General features: G+C 56.9%; 20 protein-coding genes and 1 riboswitch. Of the genes, 19 read left to right on the top strand and 1 reads right to left on the bottom strand.

All coding sequences use genetic code 11. The features are described 5' to 3' along the window. Window positions 1-6: 6 nt before the first annotated feature. Entirely contained in the window at window positions 7-2208 is a 2202-nt protein-coding gene (locus tag Q1A74_RS11870) for a PKD domain-containing protein (RefSeq protein WP_299596080.1), read from the top strand. A gap of 726 nt (window positions 2209-2934) precedes the next feature. Here Q1A74_RS11870 and Q1A74_RS11865 read toward each other — a convergent pair. Further along, window positions 2935-3654 carry a YebC/PmpR family DNA-binding transcriptional regulator gene (locus Q1A74_RS11865; protein WP_299596078.1) on the bottom strand — a complete coding sequence of 240 codons (720 nt, stop codon included), beginning with the start codon at window positions 3652-3654 and terminating at the stop codon, window positions 2935-2937. 124 nt (window positions 3655-3778) lie between these two features. On the opposite strand from Q1A74_RS11865, the gene guaD reads away from it, so the two are divergent. The 18 genes from guaD to Q1A74_RS11775 all read left to right on the top strand — a co-directional run bounded on the left by guaD (window position 3779) and on the right by Q1A74_RS11775 (window position 23194). Further along, window positions 3779-5146 carry a guanine deaminase gene (guaD, locus tag Q1A74_RS11860; RefSeq protein ID WP_299596076.1) on the top strand — a complete coding sequence of 456 codons (1368 nt, stop codon included), beginning with the start codon at window positions 3779-3781 and terminating at the stop codon, window positions 5144-5146. Window positions 5147-5197: 51 nt separating this feature from the next. Beyond that, window positions 5198-6514 carry an NCS2 family permease gene (locus tag Q1A74_RS11855; protein WP_299596074.1) on the top strand — a complete coding sequence of 439 codons (1317 nt, stop codon included), beginning with the start codon at window positions 5198-5200 and terminating at the stop codon, window positions 6512-6514. Window positions 6515-6640: 126 nt separating this feature from the next. Continuing rightward, a complete protein-coding gene (locus tag Q1A74_RS11850) occupies window positions 6641-7945 on the top strand; it encodes a glycerate kinase (protein WP_299596984.1) in 1305 nt (434 codons plus the stop codon). 81 nt (window positions 7946-8026) lie between these two features. Continuing rightward, window positions 8027-9502 carry a pyruvate kinase gene (gene pyk, locus Q1A74_RS11845; RefSeq protein WP_299596072.1) on the top strand — a complete coding sequence of 492 codons (1476 nt, stop codon included), beginning with the start codon at window positions 8027-8029 and terminating at the stop codon, window positions 9500-9502. 43 nt (window positions 9503-9545) lie between these two features. Further along, window positions 9546-9685: riboswitch (molybdenum cofactor riboswitch) on the top strand. Then, on the top strand, window positions 9669-10661 hold the full coding sequence (moaA, locus tag Q1A74_RS11840) for a GTP 3',8-cyclase MoaA (RefSeq protein ID WP_299596070.1): 993 nt from the start codon (window positions 9669-9671) through the stop codon (window positions 10659-10661). Its footprint overlaps the riboswitch before it by 17 nt. Window positions 10662-10865: 204 nt before the next feature. Further along, window positions 10866-11381: a molybdenum cofactor biosynthesis protein B gene (gene moaB / locus Q1A74_RS11835; RefSeq protein ID WP_299596068.1), complete on the top strand. Its 516-nt coding sequence runs from the start codon at window positions 10866-10868 to the stop codon at window positions 11379-11381. Between the two features lie 33 nt (window positions 11382-11414). Next, on the top strand, window positions 11415-11906 hold the full coding sequence (gene moaC / locus Q1A74_RS11830) for a cyclic pyranopterin monophosphate synthase MoaC (protein ID WP_299596066.1): 492 nt from the start codon (window positions 11415-11417) through the stop codon (window positions 11904-11906). Beyond that, window positions 11903-12151: a molybdopterin converting factor subunit 1 gene (gene moaD / locus Q1A74_RS11825; protein ID WP_299596064.1), complete on the top strand. Its 249-nt coding sequence runs from the start codon at window positions 11903-11905 to the stop codon at window positions 12149-12151. The genes moaC and moaD overlap by 4 nt, the downstream gene beginning before the upstream one ends. Before the next feature lies 1 nt (window position 12152). After that, window positions 12153-12635 (top strand): molybdenum cofactor biosynthesis protein MoaE, encoded by a 483-nt coding sequence (locus Q1A74_RS11820; RefSeq protein WP_299596062.1) that lies wholly within the window; start codon window positions 12153-12155, stop codon window positions 12633-12635. Window positions 12636-12992: 357 nt separating this feature from the next. Further along, on the top strand, window positions 12993-13511 hold the full coding sequence (locus tag Q1A74_RS11815; protein ID WP_299596060.1) for a hypothetical protein: 519 nt from the start codon (window positions 12993-12995) through the stop codon (window positions 13509-13511). A gap of 2 nt (window positions 13512-13513) precedes the next feature. Then, window positions 13514-15601, top strand: coding sequence for a tetratricopeptide repeat protein (locus Q1A74_RS11810; RefSeq protein ID WP_299596058.1), 2088 nt, complete (start codon window positions 13514-13516; stop codon window positions 15599-15601). Then, the gene (locus Q1A74_RS11805) at window positions 15591-18827 is read left to right on the top strand and encodes a tetratricopeptide repeat protein (protein ID WP_299596056.1); all 3237 of its coding nucleotides are present in this window, start codon (window positions 15591-15593) and stop codon (window positions 18825-18827) included. The genes Q1A74_RS11810 and Q1A74_RS11805 overlap by 11 nt, the downstream gene beginning before the upstream one ends. After that, a complete protein-coding gene (locus Q1A74_RS11800; protein WP_299596054.1) occupies window positions 18824-19411 on the top strand; it encodes a tetratricopeptide repeat protein in 588 nt (195 codons plus the stop codon). The genes Q1A74_RS11805 and Q1A74_RS11800 overlap by 4 nt, the downstream gene beginning before the upstream one ends. Next, window positions 19411-19731 (top strand): hypothetical protein, encoded by a 321-nt coding sequence (locus Q1A74_RS11795; protein ID WP_299596052.1) that lies wholly within the window; start codon window positions 19411-19413, stop codon window positions 19729-19731. The genes Q1A74_RS11800 and Q1A74_RS11795 overlap by 1 nt, the downstream gene beginning before the upstream one ends. 87 nt (window positions 19732-19818) lie before the next feature. Further along, window positions 19819-20610, top strand: a complete 792-nt coding sequence (locus Q1A74_RS11790) for a MotA/TolQ/ExbB proton channel family protein (RefSeq protein WP_299596050.1) — start codon at window positions 19819-19821, stop codon at window positions 20608-20610. After that, window positions 20610-21233 carry a biopolymer transporter ExbD gene (locus Q1A74_RS11785; RefSeq protein WP_299596048.1) on the top strand — a complete coding sequence of 208 codons (624 nt, stop codon included), beginning with the start codon at window positions 20610-20612 and terminating at the stop codon, window positions 21231-21233. Before Q1A74_RS11790 ends, Q1A74_RS11785 begins: the two co-directional genes overlap by 1 nt. Further along, on the top strand, window positions 21230-21805 hold the full coding sequence (locus tag Q1A74_RS11780) for a biopolymer transporter ExbD (protein ID WP_299596046.1): 576 nt from the start codon (window positions 21230-21232) through the stop codon (window positions 21803-21805). The genes Q1A74_RS11785 and Q1A74_RS11780 overlap by 4 nt, the downstream gene beginning before the upstream one ends. Before the next feature lie 9 nt (window positions 21806-21814). Then, window positions 21815-23194, top strand: coding sequence for an AgmX/PglI C-terminal domain-containing protein (locus Q1A74_RS11775; protein WP_299596044.1), 1380 nt, complete (start codon window positions 21815-21817; stop codon window positions 23192-23194). Window positions 23195-23387 lie beyond the last annotated feature (193 nt).

Here is a 23387-nt window from a genome sequence, read left to right as displayed (position 1 = left end):
ATTAAAATGACTAGTATCGTTAGGGGTCTTCTATTCTCAATTACCTTGGTATTGGGCGGTTTGTCAGGTTGTGGGGGAGGTGGCGGTTCAGACGGTGGGACGGACAACTCTACTCCTACTGCCTCAAATCGAACTCCCGTTGCAAATGCTGGTTCGGATAGTGTTGTCGCACTCGGCAGCACGGTTACTTTAGATGGCTCTTCTAGCACCGATTCTGATGGGGACGCCTTAACTTATCAGTGGTCGTTCCTTTCTCTACCCTCTGGCAGTTCAGCTGAATTCAATGATTCGACAGTGGAGTCTCCGAGCTTTATAGCTGATCAAGTTGGGACATATGAAATACAGCTGGTAGTTAATGACGGATCTGCAAGCAGCACTCCGGATACAGTGATAGTTAAAACAAACACCCCTCCGCGTGCCGAAATTAGCGCTGATAAGAACAAATATCTGGTTAATAGCACGGTTCAGCTATATGGAGAAATGAGCGCAGATGCAGATGATGACTCCTTATCGTTTGAATGGCGGTTCGTCGATGTCCCAGATGGCAGTAGTGCTCAATTTAGTAATTCAAGCGCGGTTAGTCCTACATTTGTTGCCAATGTCGAAGGAGACTATGTCGTTGAGTTGGTTGTAAACGATGGGATCGACAGCAGTGAAGCAGCTACCCATCTGGTAAAGGTCGTTGCAGAGAATACGCCTCCGGTAGCGGACGGAGGTGGTGATCAGTTCGTAACGACAGGAACGCTTGTTACGTTAGATGGGAGTGGAAGTTCTGACGTTGACGGGGATAGTTTGACCTACAGTTGGAGACTGTGGGCAGCTCCTGAAGGAAGTTCAGCGTTGTTCGACAATATCGATTCATCAAATCCGACAACCACTTTCACACCAGACATAGACGGCGTCTATAAGGTGCATTTCGTGGTTAATGATGGGGTTGAAAGTAGTGCCCCGGATAGCTTTGTCGTAACTGCCGCCACGGGAAATTCGCCACCAGTTGCGGATGCTGGTGAGAACCTGGATGTGGTGGTCGGCACACGTGTAACTTTAGACGGAAGTTCCAGCTCCGATGCCGACGGGCACAACTTGTCTTATCTGTGGAGTTTCAAATCTCTTCCTGAAGAAAGCGCGGCGGAATTTAATGATTCCACTTATGCCTCCCCGACCTTTACGGCTGATTTAGTTGGTTCATATGAAATTCAATTAGTCGTTAGTGATGGGTTCACGGAAAGCCAGCCTGATACAGTGGTTGTAGTTTCTACCAGTGATAACGTGAGACCTGTAGCGAATGCTGGAGACGATCAGAATGTATCAACTGGGTCGGTAGTTAATCTTGATGGTAGCGAGAGCTCCGATGCTGATGGTGATGCTTTAATCTATCAGTGGTCGTTAATATCTAAACCATCAGGAAGTAGTGCAGAGCTCACTGGCTCAACAGCTTCAACTCCTTCATTTATTGCCGATACTGATGGTTCATATGTAGCCCAGCTGATAGTCCATGACGGTGAAGAGGATAGCCTTGCTGATACTGTTACAGTCACGGCAGCAACTGTGAATTCACAACCGGTGGCTAATGCGGGTGACAATCGCGATGTGATTGTGGGTAGTACTGTTTCTCTTGATGGAACGGGAAGCTCCGATGCTGATGGCGATGTGCTGACCTATAGCTGGTCTTTTACTTCGACCCCAACTGGTAGCACTGCGACTATTGATTACCCTCAATCTGAAGCTCCCAGTTTTGTAGCCGATGTTGAGGGTAGTTACGTCGTACAGCTTACCGTTGATGACGGCGTCGAAAGTAGTGCTGAAGATACTGTGACAATTCAGGCGGTTCCGCCTAGAGTTCGCTTGTATAAAGACTCAGGATTGTTCTCAGTAAATTATTCCGAAGTGTCGTTCCCATACTCATTAATTGGATCTACCAATGCGGCCGTGGCCGGCAAGTCTTTTGTAAGTTTAGGGAAGTTTAAGCTGGTTGCTGAAGGAGCGGACTTTACCATTTCGAAAGTTTCCGCAACTGACTCCACTGACGTAGTTTCTCCTTATTTTACAAATCTTTCAGAAGGGTACCTTTTGGTTGACGGTTCTGAAGTTATTTTTGAGTTGATTTCTCCTTTAACCGGGGGCGCGACCGTTTCACTTGATTTTAGCTTCGAAGTTGAGGAGACGGGCGAAACTTTCAGCGCAAAGTTCTCATTCACAAGTAACTGATTAAAACCTTCCTTGGCTTGATTCGAATAGCCGTAAAGGGTGCTGGGGCGAAATAATTGACCTTCGGCACCCTTCTTTCCAGCTTCGCCAGTACAAAGCCCTAAGGTGACCTTCCTTCCAGTTACCTGCCAAAGAATAGAATGGATAAATAGTGTTCTAGGTGGTATGTAAAGGCGGGTCACTTGCTGCATGTATAGAGGTGTAGCTGTGTATCCTGCGCGGTGGAGTTAATAGGTGAAAACTTTTGGTGAATTTTTGGGTGAAGGCTATTCTCAGCGCCAAGTCGAAACTATGTTCGGTAGGGCGTTCCGAGATTGGAGGCGTGAAACTGATGCTGATAAAAAAGTGAGGCTTCAAATAAAAATGGGCTTGCTGGCTCCTCACTTGCATCGAACTCAGGCGATTAGAGTTGCGAGAGGTCTCTAGTACGAGCTGGTCAGCGGTGAGTGTGGTTGGGGTTGCTTAATATTTGTCCGAAAACTCAACCTAGGTGTGCAATGTGGTGCTACTTTTGGTGCTACATTTTTTGATTTCATTTTCTTTGTGTTGTGTTCGGCGGGGTTCATGGCGTTTTTCAAGTCCCGCCCTGGCACCACATCAAAGTCTTTAGAATACTAAAGCAAACAAAAAAGCCCCGCGATGCGGGGCTTTTTTGTTTTTACGGTTTGACCCTATAGAAGGGAATAGGGGCTAAAGGTCAGCCCCTTTTGCAGCAAATTGAAATCCTTATGGGTTTTCTACGTTGTGATAAACCGCCTGAACATCCTCCAAATCCTCAAGCATATTCATAAACTTCTCAAACAATGCCACATCATCCCCGGTAACCTCGGTGTAGGTCTGCGGCACAAACTGAATCTCGTCGACGTCAAAATCTATCTCACCAAAGGCTTCGATTAGTCCCTGCTTGGCTTTGTTGTATTCGGTATGGGGGGCGAAGACAGTGAGTTTGCCGTCTTCGTTTTCGATGTCGGTGACATCCACGTCCGCTTCCATCAGCGCTTCCAGTACCGCTTCTTCGTCGTCGTGTTTGAAGGCGAGGATGGCGAGGTGGTCGAAGCTGTGGCTGACGGAGCCTTCGGTGCCGATTTTGGTTTTGGTTTTGGTGAAGGCCTGGCGCACGTCGCCGAAGGTGCGGTTGGGGTTGTCGGTGAGGCATTCGATGATGGCCATGCAGCCGCCGGGGCCGAAGCCTTCGTAGCGGGCGCGGGCGAAGTCTTCACCGGCACCGCCTTTGGCTTTGTCGATGGCTTTTTCAATGACGTGGGCGGGGACCTGGTCTTTCTTGGCGCGGTCGATGAGGCTGCGCAGGGCCAGGTTGCCGTTGGGGTCGACGCCGCCGGATTTGGCGGTTACATAAATCTCGCGGCCATAGCGGCTGTAGACCCTGGCCTTCATGTTCGAGGTCTTGGCCATTGATTCTTTGCGGTTCTGGTAGGCTCGGCCCATGGGGTGGTACTCCGGTATGGCTGGGGATCGAAAGGCATCGGATCAGGAATCTTATATCAGAGGGATTTTACTGGTGGTGCCGGGGGAATAGAAGCCGCATGGCGCCACATGCCGGGTTTGCGCTATGCCCTATAGTGTGGGGGAGTTTGTGTTGAATGGGCCATTATCCGTCACCATGTCTGAACGCCACGCCTATCGGGCGTCGATATTCCACTGTACGCAGGGCGCCGCGACGTCCGGGGACCACGACGGGCACGCATATCATGCTGATGGTTTGCTGGTGGTAGAGGGGGGGCGGGTGCTGGCGCTGGGGGAGGCTGGGCCGCTTTTGAAGCGTTTCGCGGGCACTCCGGTTACCCACTTCCCGGATGCTTTACTGGTTCCCGGTTTTGTCGATACCCATATCCATCTACCCCAGTCTGACGTGATCGCTTCCCACGGCGAGCAGCTGCTGGAATGGCTGAGTACCTACACCTTCCCGGCAGAGCGCCGCTTTGCCGATCCGCACCACGCGGCGGAGCAGGTGGACTTCTTTCTCGATCAGTTGCTACGCAACGGGACCACCGCGGCGATGGTGTTTGGCAGTGTGCATCCCCAATCGGTCGACCGTCTGTTTGTGGCCGCTGAGTTGCTGGGTATGTGCCTGGTCGCCGGCAAGGTGTTGATGGACCGCCATGCACCGGCGGAACTACTGGATACGCCCCAGCGGGCTTACGACGAAAGCCGCGCATTGATCGAGCAGTGGCATGGGCGAGGGCGATTGCGCTATGCGGTGACACCCCGGTTTGCGCCTACCAGTTCGCCGCAACAGCTGGACTTGGCCGGGCGGTTGCTGCGGGAATACGGCAGCGTCTACTTGCAGACGCACCTGAGTGAAAGCCGCGAGGAGCTGGCTTGGGTGGGGGAGCTGTTTCCGGAGCGGCGCAGCTATCTGGATGTGTACGATGCGCACGGTCTGGTCGGCGCGCGCTCGGTATTTGCCCATGGGATTCATCTGGAAAATGCGGAGTGCAATCGGCTGGCGGAAGTGGGTGCCGCGGTGGCGTTTTGTCCTTCCTCCAATCTGTTTCTCGGCAGTGGCCTGCTGGACCTCCAGTGTCTGGAATCTCTCGGGGTGACCGTGGGCGTGGGTACGGATGTTGGGGCGGGAACCAGTTTTTCACAGCTGCGTACCCTGGCCGATGCCTATAAAGTCCTTCAGTTGCAGGGGCAATCGCTGGACCCGGTGCACGCCTTTTATCTGGCCACTCTGGGTGGTGCAAAGGCGCTGCATCTCGAGGATCAGATCGGCAATTTAGCGCCGGGTAAGTTCGCAGATTTCTGTGTGCTGGATTTGCGCGCCACACCGCTGATTGCGCGACGTCTGGCCCAGGCGAGGAGTATTTCGGAAACCTTGTTTGCGCTGATGATCCTGGGGGATGAGCAGGTAGTTGCCGCCACCTACATTGCGGGTATTTGTCGCTACCGCAATCCGGCAGCTGGGCCAGACTGATGTATCGTCCCAAGTATTTTCGGGCGTGCCCGATGACATTCATTTTGGCCTGTGGAGCCGCCATTGCACCAGCGTAATCTTTTTGAGCGGATCTTTGCCCTGCGGGACCACGGCACCACGGTGCAACAGGAGCTCTCCGCTGGTCTCACCACGTTTGTGACCATGGCCTATGTGGTGTTCGTGACGCCAAATATGCTGGCCAATACCGGTATGGATCACGGCGCGGTTTTTGTGGCTACCTGTCTCGGCAGTGCGGTGGCGTGTTTTCTAATGGGGTTCTATGCCAACTGGCCGGTGGGGCTGGCGCCGGGCATCGGTTTAACGGCCTTTTTTGCCTATACCGTGGTGGGCGAGATGGGGTACCCCTGGCAGGTGGCATTGGGTGCGGTGTTTATCGCCGGTGTGCTGTTTGTACTGATGAGCCTGTCGCGGGTGCGCGCCTGGATCATGGAGACCATTCCGCTGTGCCTGCGCTACTCCATGGGCGCCGGGGTGGGGCTGTTTCTTGGCCTGATCGGGCTCAAGTCTGCGGGGATTGTGGTGGCCAGTGATGCCACGCTGCTCACCCTTGGCTCTTTCCGTGAGCCGCCCGCCCTGTTGGCCATGCTGTGCTTTCTGTTGATCGCCACACTGAGCTACTGGCGGGTGTTCGGGGCCTTTCTGGTGAGCATTCTTGTGGTTACGGTCATCGGCCTGGTGCTGGGCGTGGTGAAATACGGCGGCCTGGTATCCGCGCCGCCGAGCCTGGCGCCCACCTGGATGGCGATGGATATTCTGGGTGCGCTGGACCTGAGCATGGTGAGCGTGATACTCGCGTTTCTGTTCATCAATATATTCGATACAGCGGGGACCTTGATGGGGGTGGCCCATCGCGCGGGGCTGATCGAGCCGGATGGCTCCATCGAAAAACTGCCGCGGGCGCTCAAGGCGGACAGTACCTCTAGCGTGCTGGGTGCGTTTGTGGGGAGTCCACCGGTGACCAGCTTTGTGGAGAGTGCCGCCGGGGTGGAGGCCGGAGGGAGAACGGGGCTCACCGCAGTGACGGTGGGTGCGCTATTTCTCTTGTGTGTATTTTTTGCGCCGCTGGCGGGCATGATCCCGGCCTACGCGACGGCGGGCGCTCTGATTTATGTGGCCATGCTGATGATGGGCGGCATGGCCCGAATCCAGTGGGATGACCTGACCGATGCGATTCCGGCGGTGGTGACCATGATCATGATGCCGCTGACCTTCTCAATCGCCAACGGGATTGCACTGGGTTTTCTGACTTATACCGCGCTCAAACTGTGCACCGGGCAACACCGGCAAGTTTCATTGGGCCTGTATATCCTGAGTGCCGTTTTTCTGGCCAAGTTTGCGTTTCTTTAGGGCAGGCTCACCCGGGCAGAAAAATTCACGGTAGGAACCGATCTTGCAAAAGACTTCCACGAGATCGACTGGACGTGAATTGAACGCGGAAATATGCCGAGTCAGGGAGCAAATCACTTGAAAAAGATGCCACCAGTTAATGCCGATATGAACTCTGCGGACCTCACTCAGTGGCTGCAAAGCCTCGCCGAACTGGCATTGGAGTCCGTACACCCAGATAACCTGATGCCGCGCAAGCTGCCGACGCCGGGGCGCAAGACCCTGGTAGTGGGTGCGGGTAAGGCGAGTGCGGCGATGGCGGCGGCGCTGGAGCTGGCGTGGCGACAACAGTATCCCGGTGTCGATCTTTCCGGGCTGGTGGTCACCCGTTACGATCACGGTGCCTACTGCATGAATATCGAGGTGCTGGAAGCCGCGCACCCCATGCCGGACACGCTGGGCCAGGAAGCGGCCACGCGGATGTTGGAATCCGTCGCTGGACTGACCGAAGATGACCTGGTGATCGCACTCATTTCCGGCGGTGGCTCCGCCCTGATGAGCCTGCCGGCGCCGGGCCTGACGCTCGCGCAGAAGCAATCCATCAACCGCGCCCTGCTGCACAGTGGTGCACCCATCCGCGAAATCAACACGGTGCGTCGGCACCTGTCGGCGATCAAAGGTGGGCGTTTGGCCGCCGCAGCCCATCCTGCACGCGTGGTTACCTACCTGATTTCCGATGTGCCTGGCGACGATCCCACCCTGATCGCCTCCGGCCCCACATTGCCGGATACCACTACGCCGGCGGATGCGCTGGATATTCTCGAACGTTACGAGGTTGAGCTGGAACCCGAGGTGCGCGCACATTTGACTGCTGCTGGTGCCAGCCCCAAGCCCGATGACTTTGCGTTTTCCGGCGACACGGCGCCGGTGCTCGCCAAAGCCGCGGACGCCCTGGAAGCCGCTCGGGAGGCGGCACTGGCTGCGGGTATGGACGTGCGCGTGCTGGGCGACAACCTGGAAGGTGAGGCGCGAGAACTGGGTGCCGCCCACGGCGAACTGGCGTTGCGTTGCCGGGGAGAAACCCGTCGGCCGCTGCTGATACTTTCCGGTGGTGAAACCAGTGTGACAGTTACCGGCAAGGGCCGCGGCGGGCGCAATGTGGAATACCTGCTCGGGTTGTTCAATGCCCTCGAGGGCGCCGACGGTATATACGGCCTGGCGATCGACACCGACGGTATCGATGGCTCTGAAGACAATGCCGGTGCGTATTTCGCACCCGGGGACTGGAGCAAGGTGCAATCCCAGGGCCTGAGCCCGGAGGATTATCTTGCCAACAATGACGCCTACAGCTTCTTTGCCGAGCTCGATAACCTGATCGTCACCGGGCCCACCAGAACCAATGTCAATGATTTCCGCGCAATTCTGGTACTGCCGGGGGCGGATAAAGAGTGATGTAACCGGGTCAGGGGGCAATTGCTGGCTAAGATGTGTCTATAGATCGGCCCCCGGTCAGACATTGCCAGAGAGACCTCCATGACCCAGATTCCCGCCAGTCAGCGTACCGCCAACCCTTTGCGCCGCACCAAGATTGTCGCCACCCTTGGCCCCGCCAGTGACAAACCGGGCGTGCTGGAAAAGCTGATCGGTGCCGGTGTGGATGTGGTGCGGCTGAACTTCTCCCACGGTACTGCCGACGACCATCGTCGACGCCTGCAACAGGTACGCGAAATTGCCGACCGGCAGGGGCGCACGGTGGCGGCGCTGGGGGATTTGCAGGGCCCCAAAATCCGTATCGCCCGTTTCCGCGACAACCAGGTCACCCTGCGCGAAGGCGATCGCTTTCTGCTGGACATGGCGCTGGACACCAACGATGGCGATGAAAGGCGCGTGGGCTGCGATTATAAAGACCTGGTAAAAGACGTGTCTGCCGGCGATGTTCTGCTACTGGATGACGGGCGCGTGATCCTGAACGTGGAACAAGTCACCGAGCGCCACGTACTGACTACGGTTGCGGTGGGCGGACGCCTCTCCAATAACAAGGGCATCAACAAGCAGGGCGGCGGTCTGTCTGCTGCGGCGCTGACCGACAAAGACAGGGCCGACCTGAAGACCGCCATCGACATTGGTGTGGATTATCTGGCCGTGTCTTTCCCGCGCAGCGCCGAAGATATGCTTGAAGCCCGTGAGCTGCTTGGTGATGCGGGCAAGCACATAGGGCTGGTGGCCAAGGTGGAGCGCGCCGAGGCGGTGGCCGAAGACGAAACCCTGGATAACATCATCCGCGCCTCTGAGGCCGTGATGGTGGCCCGCGGCGACCTGGGGGTGGAGATTGGCGATGCCGCGCTGATCGGCGTGCAAAAACGCATGATCAAGCGCGCTCGCCAGCTCAATCGCGCGGTGATCACCGCTACGCAGATGCTGGAAACCATGATCACCGCGCCGCTGCCGACCCGCGCAGAAGTATTTGATGTGGCCAACGCCGTGCTCGACGGCACCGACGCGGTGATGCTGTCCGCGGAAACCGCCGCCGGGGATTACCCGGTAGAAGCGGTGGAGGCAATGAAGCGCCTGTGCATTGGTGCCGAACGCGAGCGTTCCGCGCAGGAGTCCGGTCACCGCATGCACCAGGAGTTCACCCGCATCGATGAGACCATCTCCCTCTCGGCCATGTACGCTGCCAACCACCTGGAGGGTGTCACCGCCATTGCCTGCATGACCCAGACCGGCTACACCGCGCTGATCGCTTCCCGTATCCGCTCCGGTCTGCCTATCGTCGGCCTTGCCCACGACCCCGTCGCACAGCGGCGCATGGCCCTGTACCGCGGGGTGATTTCGGTACTGTTTGTGCCCGGAGAAAAAGAAGGGGACCGGGAGCTGAACCAGCGCGCGCTGGATACCCTCAAGGCCCGCGCCATCGTCAAGGCGGGCGACCAGGTCATCCTGATCCGCGGTGATCTGATGCAGTCACACGGCGGGACGAATACACTTAAGATTCTGGAGGTCGTGTAGGTAAGGTTTTGCCAGCGCTTGGCCGCTAAATTGCATATGATGTAACAAACACACACACCGAGCCTGCCCTCCTAAGTCACTGATACGGGGTGTTGGCCGCGAGCTGGATCGCTAGCCCGCCAGGGTCGCAAGGGAAACCGAGCGGCCTCCCGCATTTGGAAAGGTGATGAAACAGAACGAAATATTGGAAGACGGTCACGGCCGTCGCTTCTACTACCTGCGCCTGTCAGTTACAGATGTCTGCAACTTCCGTTGCGACTACTGCCTGCCCGACGGTTACCAGGCTGCCCCGAATGCCTCCAAAACCCCCGACTTGAGTGTCGCCGAGGCCACCACCGTCATGGGCGCCTTCGCCAGATTAGGCACCAGAAAAGTGCGTTTAAGTGGCGGCGAGCCATCCCTGCGCAAAGATCTGCCTGCACTGATTCAGGCCGCCAAAACTACCCCCGGCATCCAACGCGTCGCCGTCACCAGTAATGGCTACAAACTCCCAAGCGTCATCGACAGCTGGCACCACAACGGCCTCGACCAGCTCAACATCAGCATCGACAGCCTCGACAATGCCGAATTCGCCCGCATCACCGGCCACGACTGCTTGCCCAGAATCCGTACCGGCATCGACCGCGCACTGGAGTTGGGCATTCAAACCAAGGTCAACGCCGTCCTGCTCGGCGATGGTGCGCAGTCCCGCCTGAGCCAATTCCTGAACTGGCTGAAAACCACCCCCGTCACCCTGCGTTTTATCGAACTTATGCAGACCGGCGATAACCGCGACTACTTCGCCAGCAACCACCTGCGCGGCAGCGACATCGAGCAACAGCTGATCGAGTCCGGCTGGCAACTCCTCCCCAGGGCCATCGACGCCGGCCCCGCCCGCGAATACGTCCACCCCGACTACGCCGGCCGCATCGGCCTGATCACCCCCTACAGCAAAGACTTCTGCAACAGCTGCAACCGCCTGCGCGTCTCCGCCCAGGGCAAACTGCACCTGTGCCTATTCAGCGACGCTGGCCTAGACCTGCGCGAAACCATCCGCGCTGGCGATGCCAATGCGCTTGCAGAAAAGGTGAGGGCGCTGATCGGCAATAAAGAAGTCAGCCACTATCTGCAGAAGGGGAATACGGGCGGAACCCAGAATCTGTCCATTATTGGTGGATAGAAAGGCTTGATCGGCTAACGAAGTAGAAGAATTTAACTAGAAGGTCGGGCGCCGGGTTGGGGTTTTCAGGAGCGTCGCAAACAGGATGTTTGCGCCGCAGCGCCCAGGGATGGGTTCACAGCGGTCCTGAAAACCCCAACCCGGTGACCGGCCGCCACCCGACGAAGAACAGAGCACCAAGAAAAGGCTACGGAGCACAAAACAATGAGCCACGCCCCAAAAGACCCCAATCAAAAACTCAACATCGCCATTCTTACGGTGTCAGACACAAGAACCGAAGAAAACGACACCTCCGGTAACTACCTCGTCGAAGCGCTGAAAGAAGACGGCCACAACCTCGCCGACAAAGCCATCGTCATCGACGACAAATATCTCCTGCGCGCCAAAGTCAGCCAATGGATCGCCGACCCCGAGATTCAGGTCATCATCTCCACCGGCGGCACCGGCTTCGCAGGCCGCGACTCCACCCCCGAAGCCCTCGCTCCACTGCTCGACAAACACATCGACGGCTTCGGCGAAATGTTTCGTTCCATCAGCTATGAGGAAATCGGCTCCTCCACCATCCAGTCCCGCGCCCTCGCCGGCATCGCTAATCGCACCTTGGTCGCCTGCCTCCCAGGCTCCACTGGCGCCTGCAAAACCGGCTGGACCAAACTGCTGCGCGAGCAACTCACCGCAAGCCACATGCCCTGCAACTTCGTCGGATATCTCACTAAATAACGGCATAACCAACTAGCTAAATAACCTAGAACTATGACGCTCACACATTTGAATAAGCAAGGCGAAGCCAGCATGGTCGATGTCACCGACAAAGACATCACCGACCGCTCTGCCCGCGCCCAATCTGCCGTCGCCATGTCTGCGGAAGCCTTTGCGCAACTGAAAGCCGGCAACAACAAAAAGGGCGATGTGCTCGCCACCGCCCGCATCGCCGGTATCCAGGCCGCCAAAAAAACGTCCGACCTGATCCCTCTGTGCCACCCCCTAGCGCTCACCAAAGTGCAGGTAGATTTTGAACTGGATGAAAGCGCACGCACCGTCAACATTGCCAGTTACTGCCGCCTCGCCGGCCGCACCGGCGTAGAAATGGAAGCGCTCACCGCGGCCAGCGTCGCCGCGCTCACCATCTACGACATGTGCAAAGCCGTAGACCCCGCCATGGTCATTGGCCCTACAAAGCTGCAGGAAAAAACCGGCGGTAAGCGGGGCCACTGGACACCGGAAGGGGGAGAGAGCAAATCGTGATCAAAGTATTGTTCTTTGCCGGCCTGCGAGAGCAACTCGAGTGCGACGGCATTGAAGTGGAGGCCGGGCAGATTGCCACGGTGACTGAGTTACGCGGCAGTCTGCAGGCAAAAGGGGAGACCTGGAGCAGCGCCCTTTCCCATGAATCGTTGCAAGTCGCCGTCAATCAACAGCTTGCCAATATGCAGGCCGGTGTAAAAGATGGTGATGAAGTGGCCTTCTTTCCCCCGGTGACTGGAGGCTGATATGGCTGTAGATATTTCCATCTCCGTGCAGGCGGAAGGTTTTGACCCCGGGGCTGAATACAACTGTCTGCGCAGTGAAAATTATTCCGATGGCGCCACCGCAATGTTTGTGGGCAATGTGCGGGACTTTTCACCGGAGGAGCACGGTGATGAGCACCGCCCAGTTGCTGTACTGGAGCTGGAGCACTACCCGGGCATGGCGGAAGCAGCGCTTACGGATATTGCCCGTCAGGCTGCCGAGCGCTGGCCGCTGGGAAGAGTGCGGCTTATCCACCGCTATGGTCCTCTGAGTGCAGGGGAAGAGATCGTGTTTGTGGGGGCCACTTCAGCCCACCGGCAGGCGTCCCTGGATGCCTGTACCTTTATGATGGATTTTCTCAAAAGCCGCGCGCCCTTCTGGAAAAAAGAATTTGCTGGGAAAGAAAGTAGTGGCCGCTGGGTTCAAGCGCGCGATGCGGACGAAAGTGCACTCGACAAATGGTGACCAGCCCCGGCACGCGAGAGAAAATCTGGTAGTAAGTGCTCGCCAATCTCACAGGTGAAGTTTGTCGGTAATTTCTCGCAATTTTGGCAAAAGTTGAACCTGGTTCCGCGTTCTCGCCGACAACTTGAGAAGTGGTGCACAAAGTTGCCCCTCGAGCCAGTCGTGAAACCTGTCACATTATCGAGGTTTTTTCTCTTGTCCTTTGAATTTTAAGAAAAAAATCTTATCCAACTCTCTGCGCGAGTTTTGAAGCGCCTCACATATCCCCCTGCCGTTCTTGCCATACAATCCCCCGGCTAGTCGCTCCTGTGTGCAATCCATGGGCGACCTCCAAATCAGGGGTGGGGTTTTAGGGATATGAGCAGAGTACTGATCACACTGGTGGCAACATTGATGTTGTCGCTTTCCGTTCTGGTGAATGCCCAGAATGTCAGCCGCGAGGAGATCCGCGGTCTCGATGAGCAGATACAGGACGTCAAGAAGGACGTTATCAGCCTGACTTCCGAACTGAACCGGCTGGAAGAAAAGCTGCTGTTCCCCTCCAATACCCAGGTGGCCCTGTTTGTTTCCCTGCCCAACAGTCAGGAGTTCAGCCTCGAATCCGTTGAGGTAAAGCTGAACAACCAGGTTGTCGCTCATCATTTGTACACCTACCGCGAAATCGAAGCTTTGCAGCAAGGCGGTGTACAGCGTATCCACACCGCTAACGTACAGACCGGTGCACATCCGCTGGAAGTCACCTATTTCGGCAAGTCCAAGTCCGGCAAAGAATACCGTGCAACGGCTACCCATAGCGTAGAGAAAGCGGTGGGCCCCAAGTTTGTTGAGATCCAGGTCGCCGGCAATCAGTCCGCCATCAATTTCAAGGACTGGTAAGCATGCTCCCCCGTCTGGCCTGCGCAATTGCCGGCGTTACGCTATCGGCTCTGACTTCGCTGCACAGTGTTTCTGTGCAGGCCAATGTGCCTGTGGATCCTGGTGCACTCCATGCCGGTGACCTCAACGACCTGTTCTTTGGCGAGGCGCTGTTCAATGCCTACCAAGACAATCACGTTGACGCGATTGCGGCACTCGATACCGAGCTGAAGCAGCATCGCCTGCTGGACGACCCGGAGCTGGACCCATTCAGCGTACATTTTGGCCAGGCGGAATTCGCCGTTGGCGATCTTGAGCTTTCCTACCGCATGCACCGGGAAGCGGGGCGGGCCATGGAGCAGGTGCTGCAGGGCAACGTTGCCCAGCCGATCAAGAACGAAGCCGCTTACCGCCTGGCAAAAATTCATTACCAGAAACAACAGTTTGCCAATGCCCTGCATGCGCTTGAATTGATCCAGGGACGCGTGCCCGAGCGGGTGCGCCCGCAAGAGCAGTTTTTGCGCGCACGGGTGTATATGCAGCTTGGCCGTTTCGAAGAAGCAGTGGCGCTGCTGGAAGATCTGAGGGGCGAAAAGTCCCTGCAGGGCTTTGTTGAGTACAACCTGGGTATCGCGTTGCTAAAAGCCGGCGAAACTGAAAAAGGTGTGCTGGTGTTGGATGGCCTCGGCCGCAAGGCCGGCAGCGGCAATGCCAAACAGGCGTTGCAGGACAAAACCAACCTGTTGCTGGGTAACCAGCTGATGAAGGCGGAAGAGTACGACCGCGCGCGCAGTTATTTTGACCGCGTACAGCTCTCCGGCCCCTTTTCCGATCAGGCCCTGTTGGGGGCTGGCTGGGTAGAAGCCAATGCGGGCCGCTACGACCGCGCGCTGGTGCCCTGGCAGATGCTGAAGGAGCGCCGCTCTACCGATGCGGCAGTGCACGAGGCCATGCTGGCGGTGCCCTACGCCTACGGCAAGCTGGATGTGCACAGCACCGCGGCGGTGAACTATGGCCAGGCGCTGGATCTGTTCGGTGAGCAGGTCGACGTGCTCAGTCACTCCATTACCAGTATCCGCGAAGGTAAATTACTGGAAGCGCTGCGCCGGAAAGAAGCCAGCCAGGTGAAAAACTGGGTGGTGGAGTTGCGCAAACTGCCGGGCGCTCCGGAAACCCACTACCTGCTGGGCCTGATGGCCTCCAATGACTATCAGGAGTTCCTGCGTAATTACCAGGATCTCAACAATCTGTTCGAGCGTAACCAGGACTGGTTGCAGAGCCTGGATGCCTTTGAAGAAATCATTGCCCTGCGTCGCAGCTATTACGAGCCGATCCTGCCGGGGCTGGATGTGGCTTTCCGCCAGGTCGACGCTCGCATAAAAATGCGCCTCGAGCAGCGCCAGCGCCTTGCCGCCCGTATCGACAATCTGCTGGTCAATCGCCGCCCGGAATTGCTGGCAAAAAGCGACGAAACCGAAGCGCGGCTGATCCTCGAGCAGGTGCGCGAGATTCTCGCCTATAACCCGAACCTCACGAGCGAAGAAACCGAAGATCGTATTGCCCGCCTCGAGGGTGTGCTGAAATTCCGGCTGTCGCGCGAGTTCGATGACCGCCTTACCACTGCCTATAAAAATCTGCAGGAGCTGGACGGTGTGATCGCCACCCTGCAGGAAACGTATCAGCGCTATGTGCGCACTCGTCAGGCGGCAACCCATAGCTACGAGGGTTATACCGACCAGATCACCAGCCTGCGCGGTGGCCTCAATCGCGCCCAGGATCGCATCGACCAGTTGATGGCGCAGCAGGGGCGTATGCTTGAGCAGCTCGCAGTTCACGAACTGGATCAACGTCGCGCCCAGCTGGAGAGCTATCAGATAAAAGCCCGTTTTGCCCTTGCCGATAGTTACGACCGCGCCAACGAGCTGCAGGAGCAGCGCGAGGACGAGCGCAAGGTGGAGGCTTATCAGCGCCAGGTGGAACAGTTGCAAAACGCTCAGCCCCAATCTTCAGAGCCCGCGGTAAACCCCGACGGTGAAGCGCTGCCCACTGACAACCCGCCAGAACTGGAAGCTCCGGAATCCGACAGCGGGGAGGGCGGCAATGATGCATAACCGCAAGCTGTGCAAAAACCTTCTCAGCCAGAATTTCAATCGCGTTGCCCTGGTTTCGGCCGCTTCCGCAGCGCTGCTGCTGAGCGCCTGCGCCAGTAACAGTGGTAAGACTATTGGCAGCCTGCAGAAAGTCGATATCAAAATTCAGGAAACCCGTATCGACGGGAGTCTGGAAAAGGCCCTTGCCAGCTATCAGAAATACCTCCAGGAAACCCCGGAAACCGCGCTGACCCCGGAAGCCATCCGTCGTATTGCGGACCTTAAAATCAAGCAGGCTCACAGAGCAGAAGAGGGCGCTTATTCGTCTTCAACGGAAACCCGTATTCTGTCGGAAGACGAAGTCGCATCGGCGGTGAAGGCCGCCGGTGCCCGCAACACGTCAAGTGCACAGTCTCAACTGGACGCGCCGGAAACCACCGCCGTTGCAGCACCGGCAGCCGCTGCCGCGCTCGCAAACGTGGTGGGCGACAGCGACGAAAGCGAAGCGGATTTCGAAGCCCGTGCCACGGCCTCTGTTGCCATTGATGGGGCTGATGTAGGCGGCGCTCTACCTGGCGATGATCCGGACGCACTGCTCGCCGCCAATGCTCGCGAGGCCATCGCCCTGTACAAGAAGCTGCTGGTGCAGTACCCGCAGTACGAGCGCAACGATCAGGTGATGTACCAGCTCTCGCGGGCCTATGAAGAGACCGGCGAAGTGGAAGAGGCGGTGAATATCCTGCTTCAGCTGGTGGCGAAATACCCGGCTTCCCGTCACCTGGATGAAGCCTATTTCCGTCTTGGCGAGTACTACTTTACCCGAAAAAAATTCCTGGATGCCGAAGAGTCATACGGTCGGGTCATCGGTATGGGAGAAGCTTCCAGCTTCTTCGAGCTGGCGCTGTACAAGCGCGGTTGGGCGCTGTTCAAGCAGGATATGTATGAGATGGCACTGGACGATTTCGTGCAGATGCTCGACTACAAAGTACAGCAGGGCTACGACTTCGAGCAGCAGAGCAACGAAACCGATCGCAAGCACATCGAAGATACCTTCCGTGTGATCAGCCTGAGTTTTTCCTATCTCGGCGGTGCGGAATCCATTGTCGATTACTTTACCCGCAAGGGTGCCCGTGGCTACGAGTCTTATGTCTACAGCCATCTGGGCGAGTACTATCTCGACAAGCGTCGCTATCAGGATGCCGCAACAGCCTACAACACCTTTGTTGAGCGCAACCCGTTGCACCGGGTGTCTCCAGACTTCTCCATCCGCGTGATCGAAATCTACCAGAAGGGTGGCTTCCCCCGTCTGGTGCTGGAAGCCAAGAAAGATTTCGCCAACACCTACGCGCTGGATGCCAAGTACTGGACCGTGTTCGAAATACAGGAATACGCCACCGTGGTGGAATTCCTGCAAACCAACTTGACCGACTTGGCGAGTCACTACCACGCGGCTTACCAGAACGTGAAGCCGAAGGATAAGGAGTTTGCGAAAAAGCGGCGTGAGAACTACGCGGAAGCGATTCACTGGTACCGCCGCTACCTCAAATCCTTCGCCGATCAGCCGAAAGCGCCGGAGATCAACTATCAGCTCGCCGGCCTGATGCTGGAAAACAAAGATTTCCTTAATGCTGCGCAGGAATACGAGCGCACCGCGTACCAGTACAGCGGGCATGCCGTGAACGAAAATGCCAGCGAAGCTGGCTACGCAGCTGTATTTGCCTACCGCGAGCACCTGAAAAACGATCTTGCGAAGGGCAGCACTGCCGAGAAGGTCGCGATTCAGAAAGAAATTATCCGCTCTTCTCTGACTTTTGCGGAAACCTTCCCCGCGCACGGCAAGGCGCCCCAGATACTGCTCGGTGCTGTGGATGATCTGTACAAGCTGAAAAGCTTTGCAGAAACCATCCAGAATGGCCGCATGCTGCTGGAGAAATTCCCGGCCGCTGAACACGAAATCCGTCGGTCCGCCTGGTTGCTGGTGGCGCACGCCTCATTCGATACGGAAGCCTATGTGGACGCCGAAGCGGGTTATCGTCAGGCGCTCGACATGACGGCAGCAGACGCCAAGGACCGCGTAAACCTGATCGACAACCTGGCCGGCGCCATCTACCAGCAGGGTGATGTGGCGCGTCGGGCAGAAGATCACCTGGCCGCGGCCGAGCACTTCCTGCGTATTCGCAACGCGGCACCGGGAGCAACGATTCTTGCCACCGCCGAATACGACGCGGCTGCATCACTGATTCAGCTGGAAAACTGGTCTCGCGCAGCGGACGTGCTCAAGGCCTTCCGCGCAAACCACGTAGAGCACGAGCTGCAGAAAGAAGTTACCAAAAAACTGGCCGTGGTCTATCAGGAAAGCGGGCAGCTGCTGCTGGCCGGTGCTGAGTTCGAACGTATCGAGCGCGAGTCTGAAGATGAAGACGTGCGTCGCGAAGCCCTCACCCAGGCCGCTGACCTGTACAGCGCTGCCAAGAGTTATAACAAAGCGCTTGCAGTGCTGAACCGCTACGTACAGCTCTTCCCGAACCCGATGGAGCCCGCGCTGGAAACCCGTCAGCGCATTGCCGATATTTACAACAATAGCGGCAACCGCAAGGCCTACATCAATACGCTGGAAGAGATAGTGCGCATCGAAGCCGGCGGCGGTAACGAACGCAACGACCGTACCCGCTACCTGGCGGGCAGCGCAGCGCTGCAGTTGGCGGAGCCCAAGTTCGAAGCCTTCCAGGCCATTGCCCTGGTCGCCCCGCTGGAGCGCAACCTCAACAACAAGCGCGCGCGTATGAAGGCTGCCGTCAACGCGTTCAGCGACCTGATCGACTATCAGGTGGCTGACGTGACTGCCGCGGCCACCTTTTATCTGGGCGAGATCTACCTGCATTTCAGTCGTGCTCTCAAAGATTCCGAGCGGCCCACCAACCTGAATGCCCTGGAGCTGGAAGAATATGAGCTGGCCCTGGAAGAGCAGATTTATCCATTCGAAGAGCGCGCCATCTCGGTACATGAGAAAAACATCGACCTGATGGCCGCGGGTATCTACAACCGCTGGGTCGGCAAGAGTATCGGTCAGCTCGCCGGCCTGGTGCCCGCCCGCTACCACCGCCCGGAAGATGCCCTCAATATCGTCACCACCATCGTGCCGGTACCCGAAGTGGCCGAGACCGCGCCCGAAGAAATGGCCGTGGAGCCACAGCCGGATGCGCCGACAGTGATTGCAGAAACCGAAACCGGGGAGGATAAAGGATGATTACCAGCAAGCGCCTTCTCGCCGGTATGGCCTGCGTCGTCGTTGTACTGCTCAGCGCCTGTGCCAGTGGCCCAAAAACTTCCAACCGCCCGGTTGACCCCATGAATGTCAAAGTGTCGGGCAGCGTTAACCGCGATTTTATGCAGGCTGTAGAATACCTGCAGGGCGAGCGCTACCCGGAAGCTGTTGAACTGTTGCAGAGCGTGGTCGAGCGCGAGCAGCGCCTGTCTGCCCCTTACGTCAACCTGGGCATCGCCTACTTTAAATCCGGTGATGAAAAGCACGCGGAAGAATCCTTCCTCGAAGCGCTCCGTGCCGCCCCCCTGGATCCGGTAGCCAGCAACGAACTCGCGGTCCTTTACCGCCATCAGGGCCGTTTTGACGAAGCCCGCAAAACCTACAACGACGCACTCGCACTTCACCCGGAACACCTGCCACTGATCAAGAATCTCGGCATTTTGTGTGATCTGTACCTTCAGGATGTGAATTGTGCACTCGCACAATTCCAGCAGTACCTGAAATATCAACCTGAAGATCCGAAAGTCTCCATCTGGGTCGCAGACCTCAAGCGGCGGGCAAACTGATGACCGGAAAATTGATCGCAAAAACGATATTTGTCGCCACCTTGTCACTCATGCTGGTGCAGCCTTTGGCCTTTGCCGAGGATGCAGATAAAGGTTCTGAAGAGAAGGTCGATAACGAAGTAAAAGCGCTGTCGGGCATCTCGATCATCGGCAACAAGGAAGCGCCCAAGTCGCTGTACATTGTGCCGTGGAAAAGCTCGGAAGTAGGTGTTGAGAGCGGCCTAAGCTCCAGTCTGTTGGACCCGAGCCTGCAGCCGCTGGATAAAGAAGTATTCGAACGAGAGCTTGAGTTCTATCAACTCAGTCTGTCGGAAGACTAAGCACACATTAATCAATAAACGACCATACAGGTCACAGCAAGGTAAAGCGGAAAGCCGCGGAACCGAGAAAGAAAACCAAGAGGGCAAATGATGGATTTCTTTAATAGCGTAATCGCGTTTTTTCAGACTGGTGGTATTTTCATGTACCCCATTCTGGTGGTATTTGCGCTCGGCACCGCGGTTGCGATCGAACGCTATGTTCGGCTCGTCTACGAACGCAGCACCAACCGCGCCACCTGGGAAAAAGTTCAACCAGTATTGAATACTGGCGACTTTGACCGTGCGCGCAACCTCGTCAAAGACGACAACACCGGCGTAGGTCGACTCCTCGCGATGGGGCTCGAACGTCAGGGCGCTGTACGCCGCCGCGAAGATATCGAAATCGCCATGGAAGAAAGTATCATGGAGAGCATCCCGCAGCTCGAAAAGCGTACCCCGTACGTCGCGCTCGGCTCCAACATTGCCACACTGCTCGGCCTGCTCGGTACCATCATGGGCCTGATCGAAGCCTTCACCGCGGTAGCCAATGCCAATCCGGCAGAAAAAGCCGACCTTCTGTCGGCCAGTATCTCCGTCGCCATGAACACCACCGCCTTCGGCCTGATGGTCGGTATTGCGTTGTTGATCGTGCACGCACTGCTTAACTCCCTGACCGGGCAGATTGTCGACAGTCTCGAAATGGTGTCCGTCAAGGCGCTGAATATCATGTCCTCCGGCACTCGTCGCCGTAGTGACGCCGCCAAAGAAGGCGTTAAAGACGAAAAGGCCGCTGACGCCAAAACCGCCAAGCCTGTGAGTCATGATGTGCAGCAGACCCAACAGGCTCAGCAAAAAGCGAGCGCTACCACTGAAGAAACGTCCAAGCCGGAATCCGCGTAATGAGAAGCAGGCGTCACGGTAGAACAAAAGAAGCCCCGGAGCTGGACATCACCGCCTTCCTCAATCTGATGGTGGTGTTGGTACCGTTTCTGCTGGTTTCCGCAGTGTTTTCCCGGGTCACCATCCTGGAGCTCAATATGCCCACCGGAGCCGGGGGTGGAGCGGAAGACCCGGGAGTGACCCTGGAAGTGGTCGTTCGCAAACAGGTGTTGGAAGTCAGTGACGGCGATAAAGTGCTCGCACGCTTCCCCAACCTCAATCAGGAGGGTGGGGCGGACACCGCTGCTCCGGTAGCAGCGGAAAGCAGCAGTGAGGGTGATGCGGCACAAGAGGTGCCCGTCGACGAGAACGGTCTTCCAATCATTCTGCCTACAGAAGAAGTGTACGACCTGGCCAAACTGAGAGAGTTTTTGCTGCGTATCAAAGAGTCCTACCCGGATAAAACCGACTCTATTCTGCTGATGGAACAGGATGTGGCCTATGAACACCTTGTGGGAATCATGGACGCTGTGCGCAGCGCGCAGGTCATGCCCAAAGTGGAAGAGGGTGCGCAGCCGGACCCAGAAGCCAAGCCTGAAATAATGGAACTCTTTCCCGATATTTCACTGGGGGATGCGCCATGAAACGTGAAAGTAGACGTATGAAGCGCATGGCGCGGAGCCGCAAGCGCAAGACGTCGGGTATGAACCTCACCTCGCTGATGGACGTGTTCACCATTCTGGTGTTCTTCCTGCTGACGAACAGCGCCAGCAATGAGGCTATCGAGGCGCCCAAGGTCATCACCCTGCCGGATTCGGTGGTGGAGTCCAAGCCGCGGGAGACCGTTACCCTCATGGTCACCCACGACGAAGTACTGATCGAAGCCAAGCCGATCATGACGACCGAAGAGCTTTTCCAGAGTGAAGATCTGGTGATTGCGGCTATCCAGCAGGCCATGGTGGAAGAGGTAGGTAAAGCCGTAACCATGGCGGAAGCGGAACTTGAAGAAGCCAAGGCCGCTCTCGCAGAGCGTGCCGCCGCCGGTGAAGACGTGCGCGAAGCCATGGCCGAACTGCTGGCAGAGCCGCCGGAAGTGAATATTCTCGCTGACCGCACGGTGCCCTTTGCGGTACTGAAAAAAGTCATGTCCAGCTGCACCAACGCTGGATACACACGAATTTCCCTGGCGGTGATTCAAAAAGCATCTCAGAGTTAGTGAGCGTTTGTGAATAATTTTCATCAACAAAAACAGGCACTGACAGCGAAGCAGGAAGCTGTTCGCCAGCAGCTGGCAGCACTCGAAGACGAGTACGGCCAGGTTGATGGCAAGCTGGATTCGTTGCGCGAAGATGGCGCCAAGCATCAGCTGCTCGATGAGATCTCTGACCGCCTTGGGCAGTTGGAAGAGGCCGGTGCGGGCGACCTGTTCTGGGCAGAGCACTACAAGCAGGATGCTTCCAAGGCGCTGATCCATCGCCTACAGAAAACCGTTGGCATCTATCACGCCAACCTGGACCTGCTGCTGGAGCGCAAGCGCAAAATTCAGGACCGGATGGAAGACTGCCGGGATGATCTCTTCGAGCTGGATGCGGAGTTCCGCGAGATTCGCCAGGCGGAAGAAGATGTTCATTACGAGTACGAAGTTACCCGCGAGCTAGAAGACAGCGCCTTCCGCAAGGCCATCATGCCTTGGAACAACAATGGCGATGACGAGCGACGCTTTCGCATCAGCTTGCTGGCCTGTCTGCTGGTAGCTTTCTTCTTGGGGTTCGGCATCCATGTATGGCAGTTGCCGGAGCCGGATGAAGACGAGGTGGTGGAAGTGCCCGAGCGCTTGGCCAAGCTGGTGCTGGAAAAGAAAACCAAACCCAAGCCACCGCCTGAACAGGTAGTGCAGAAACCGGAAGAGAAAAAGAAAGAGCCTGAGAAGGCCAAGCAGGAAGTGGCCAAGGAAGAGCCCAAACCTTCCAATGTGGAGAAGAAGCAGGTGCGCAAGAAGGTTGAGCGCTCTGGATTGTTAGCCTTTAAAGACAATTTCCAGGACCTGATTCAGGATGACCTGGATAAGCGCCTGGGCCAGCAGACTCAGCTCAGTACCGAGGGTAAAAAGGAAAACCGCAGTCAGCGCTCGCTCATTACCTCCGCGGCGAAAACGGGCTCAGATGGTATCAACACCGCTGCGCTTAGCCGCGATGCCGGAGGTGTAGGGTCGGCGCTCGATGGTGTCAGCTTCTCGCGGGTATCCAGCGGTATCGGTACCGAGGGTGATTTCGCAGGAGAAGAGCGGCCGCTCAGCGACGGAATCGGGCCCTCCCGTACCGACGAAGAGATCCAGATTGTATTCGACCGCTACAAGTCGGCGCTCTACCGGATCTACAACCGCGAGCTGCGCAACAACCCCGCGCTGCAGGGCAAGATGGTTCTCAAAATCACCATCCTACCCGATGGCTCGGTATCCCTGGCGCAGGTTGAGAACAGTGATATGGACTCGCCCACCCTGGACAGCAAGATTGTTGCCCGCGTGAAACGGTTCAATTTCGGCGAAAAGGCCGGCGTACCGACGATCACCATTCTGTACCCGATCGACTTCCTGCCCGCAGCGTAAGTCGGCCCGAACAAACCGCCACCCTGATTTTTTTCAGCGTGGCGGTTTGTTCGTGTCAATTCTTAAGAAAATACCTGAGCTTTACTTGAGAACTGTTTGGCAAACGTAGAAAAAGTTCCCTCCATGGCGCCGCAATTATGACTTGCTTCACGGTGCCGACTCCCCCCTTCCAATAAAGTTCCGCGACCGGCCT

The organism is uncultured Microbulbifer sp., assembly GCF_947504145.1.
Taxonomy (GTDB): domain Bacteria; phylum Pseudomonadota; class Gammaproteobacteria; order Pseudomonadales; family Cellvibrionaceae; genus Microbulbifer.
Note: the sequence above shows the minus strand (reverse complement) of the source record. Positions and strands in the feature narration are given on the sequence as shown.

Bases quoted from the DNA above. Each gene is read 5' to 3' on its own strand.
- Q1A74_RS11870 (WP_299596080.1), top strand. From the start codon at position 7: ATGACTAGTATCGTTAGGGGTCTTCTATTCTCAATTACCTTGGTATTG.
- Q1A74_RS11865 (WP_299596078.1), bottom strand. From the start codon at position 3,654: ATGGGCCGAGCCTACCAGAACCGCAAAGAATCAATGGCCAAGACCTCG.
- guaD (WP_299596076.1), top strand. From the start codon at position 3,779: ATGCCCTATAGTGTGGGGGAGTTTGTGTTGAATGGGCCATTATCCGTC.
- Q1A74_RS11850 (WP_299596984.1), top strand. From the start codon at position 6,641: ATGCCACCAGTTAATGCCGATATGAACTCTGCGGACCTCACTCAGTGG.
- pyk (WP_299596072.1), top strand. From the start codon at position 8,027: ATGACCCAGATTCCCGCCAGTCAGCGTACCGCCAACCCTTTGCGCCGC.
- moaA (WP_299596070.1), top strand. From the start codon at position 9,669: ATGAAACAGAACGAAATATTGGAAGACGGTCACGGCCGTCGCTTCTAC.
- moaB (WP_299596068.1), top strand. From the start codon at position 10,866: ATGAGCCACGCCCCAAAAGACCCCAATCAAAAACTCAACATCGCCATT.
- moaC (WP_299596066.1), top strand. From the start codon at position 11,415: ATGACGCTCACACATTTGAATAAGCAAGGCGAAGCCAGCATGGTCGAT.
- Q1A74_RS11820 (WP_299596062.1), top strand. From the start codon at position 12,153: ATGGCTGTAGATATTTCCATCTCCGTGCAGGCGGAAGGTTTTGACCCC.
- Q1A74_RS11815 (WP_299596060.1), top strand. From the start codon at position 12,993: ATGAGCAGAGTACTGATCACACTGGTGGCAACATTGATGTTGTCGCTT.
- Q1A74_RS11810 (WP_299596058.1), top strand. From the start codon at position 13,514: ATGCTCCCCCGTCTGGCCTGCGCAATTGCCGGCGTTACGCTATCGGCT.
- Q1A74_RS11805 (WP_299596056.1), top strand. From the start codon at position 15,591: ATGATGCATAACCGCAAGCTGTGCAAAAACCTTCTCAGCCAGAATTTC.
- Q1A74_RS11800 (WP_299596054.1), top strand. From the start codon at position 18,824: ATGATTACCAGCAAGCGCCTTCTCGCCGGTATGGCCTGCGTCGTCGTT.
- Q1A74_RS11795 (WP_299596052.1), top strand. From the start codon at position 19,411: ATGACCGGAAAATTGATCGCAAAAACGATATTTGTCGCCACCTTGTCA.
- Q1A74_RS11790 (WP_299596050.1), top strand. From the start codon at position 19,819: ATGATGGATTTCTTTAATAGCGTAATCGCGTTTTTTCAGACTGGTGGT.
- Q1A74_RS11785 (WP_299596048.1), top strand. From the start codon at position 20,610: ATGAGAAGCAGGCGTCACGGTAGAACAAAAGAAGCCCCGGAGCTGGAC.
- Q1A74_RS11780 (WP_299596046.1), top strand. From the start codon at position 21,230: ATGAAACGTGAAAGTAGACGTATGAAGCGCATGGCGCGGAGCCGCAAG.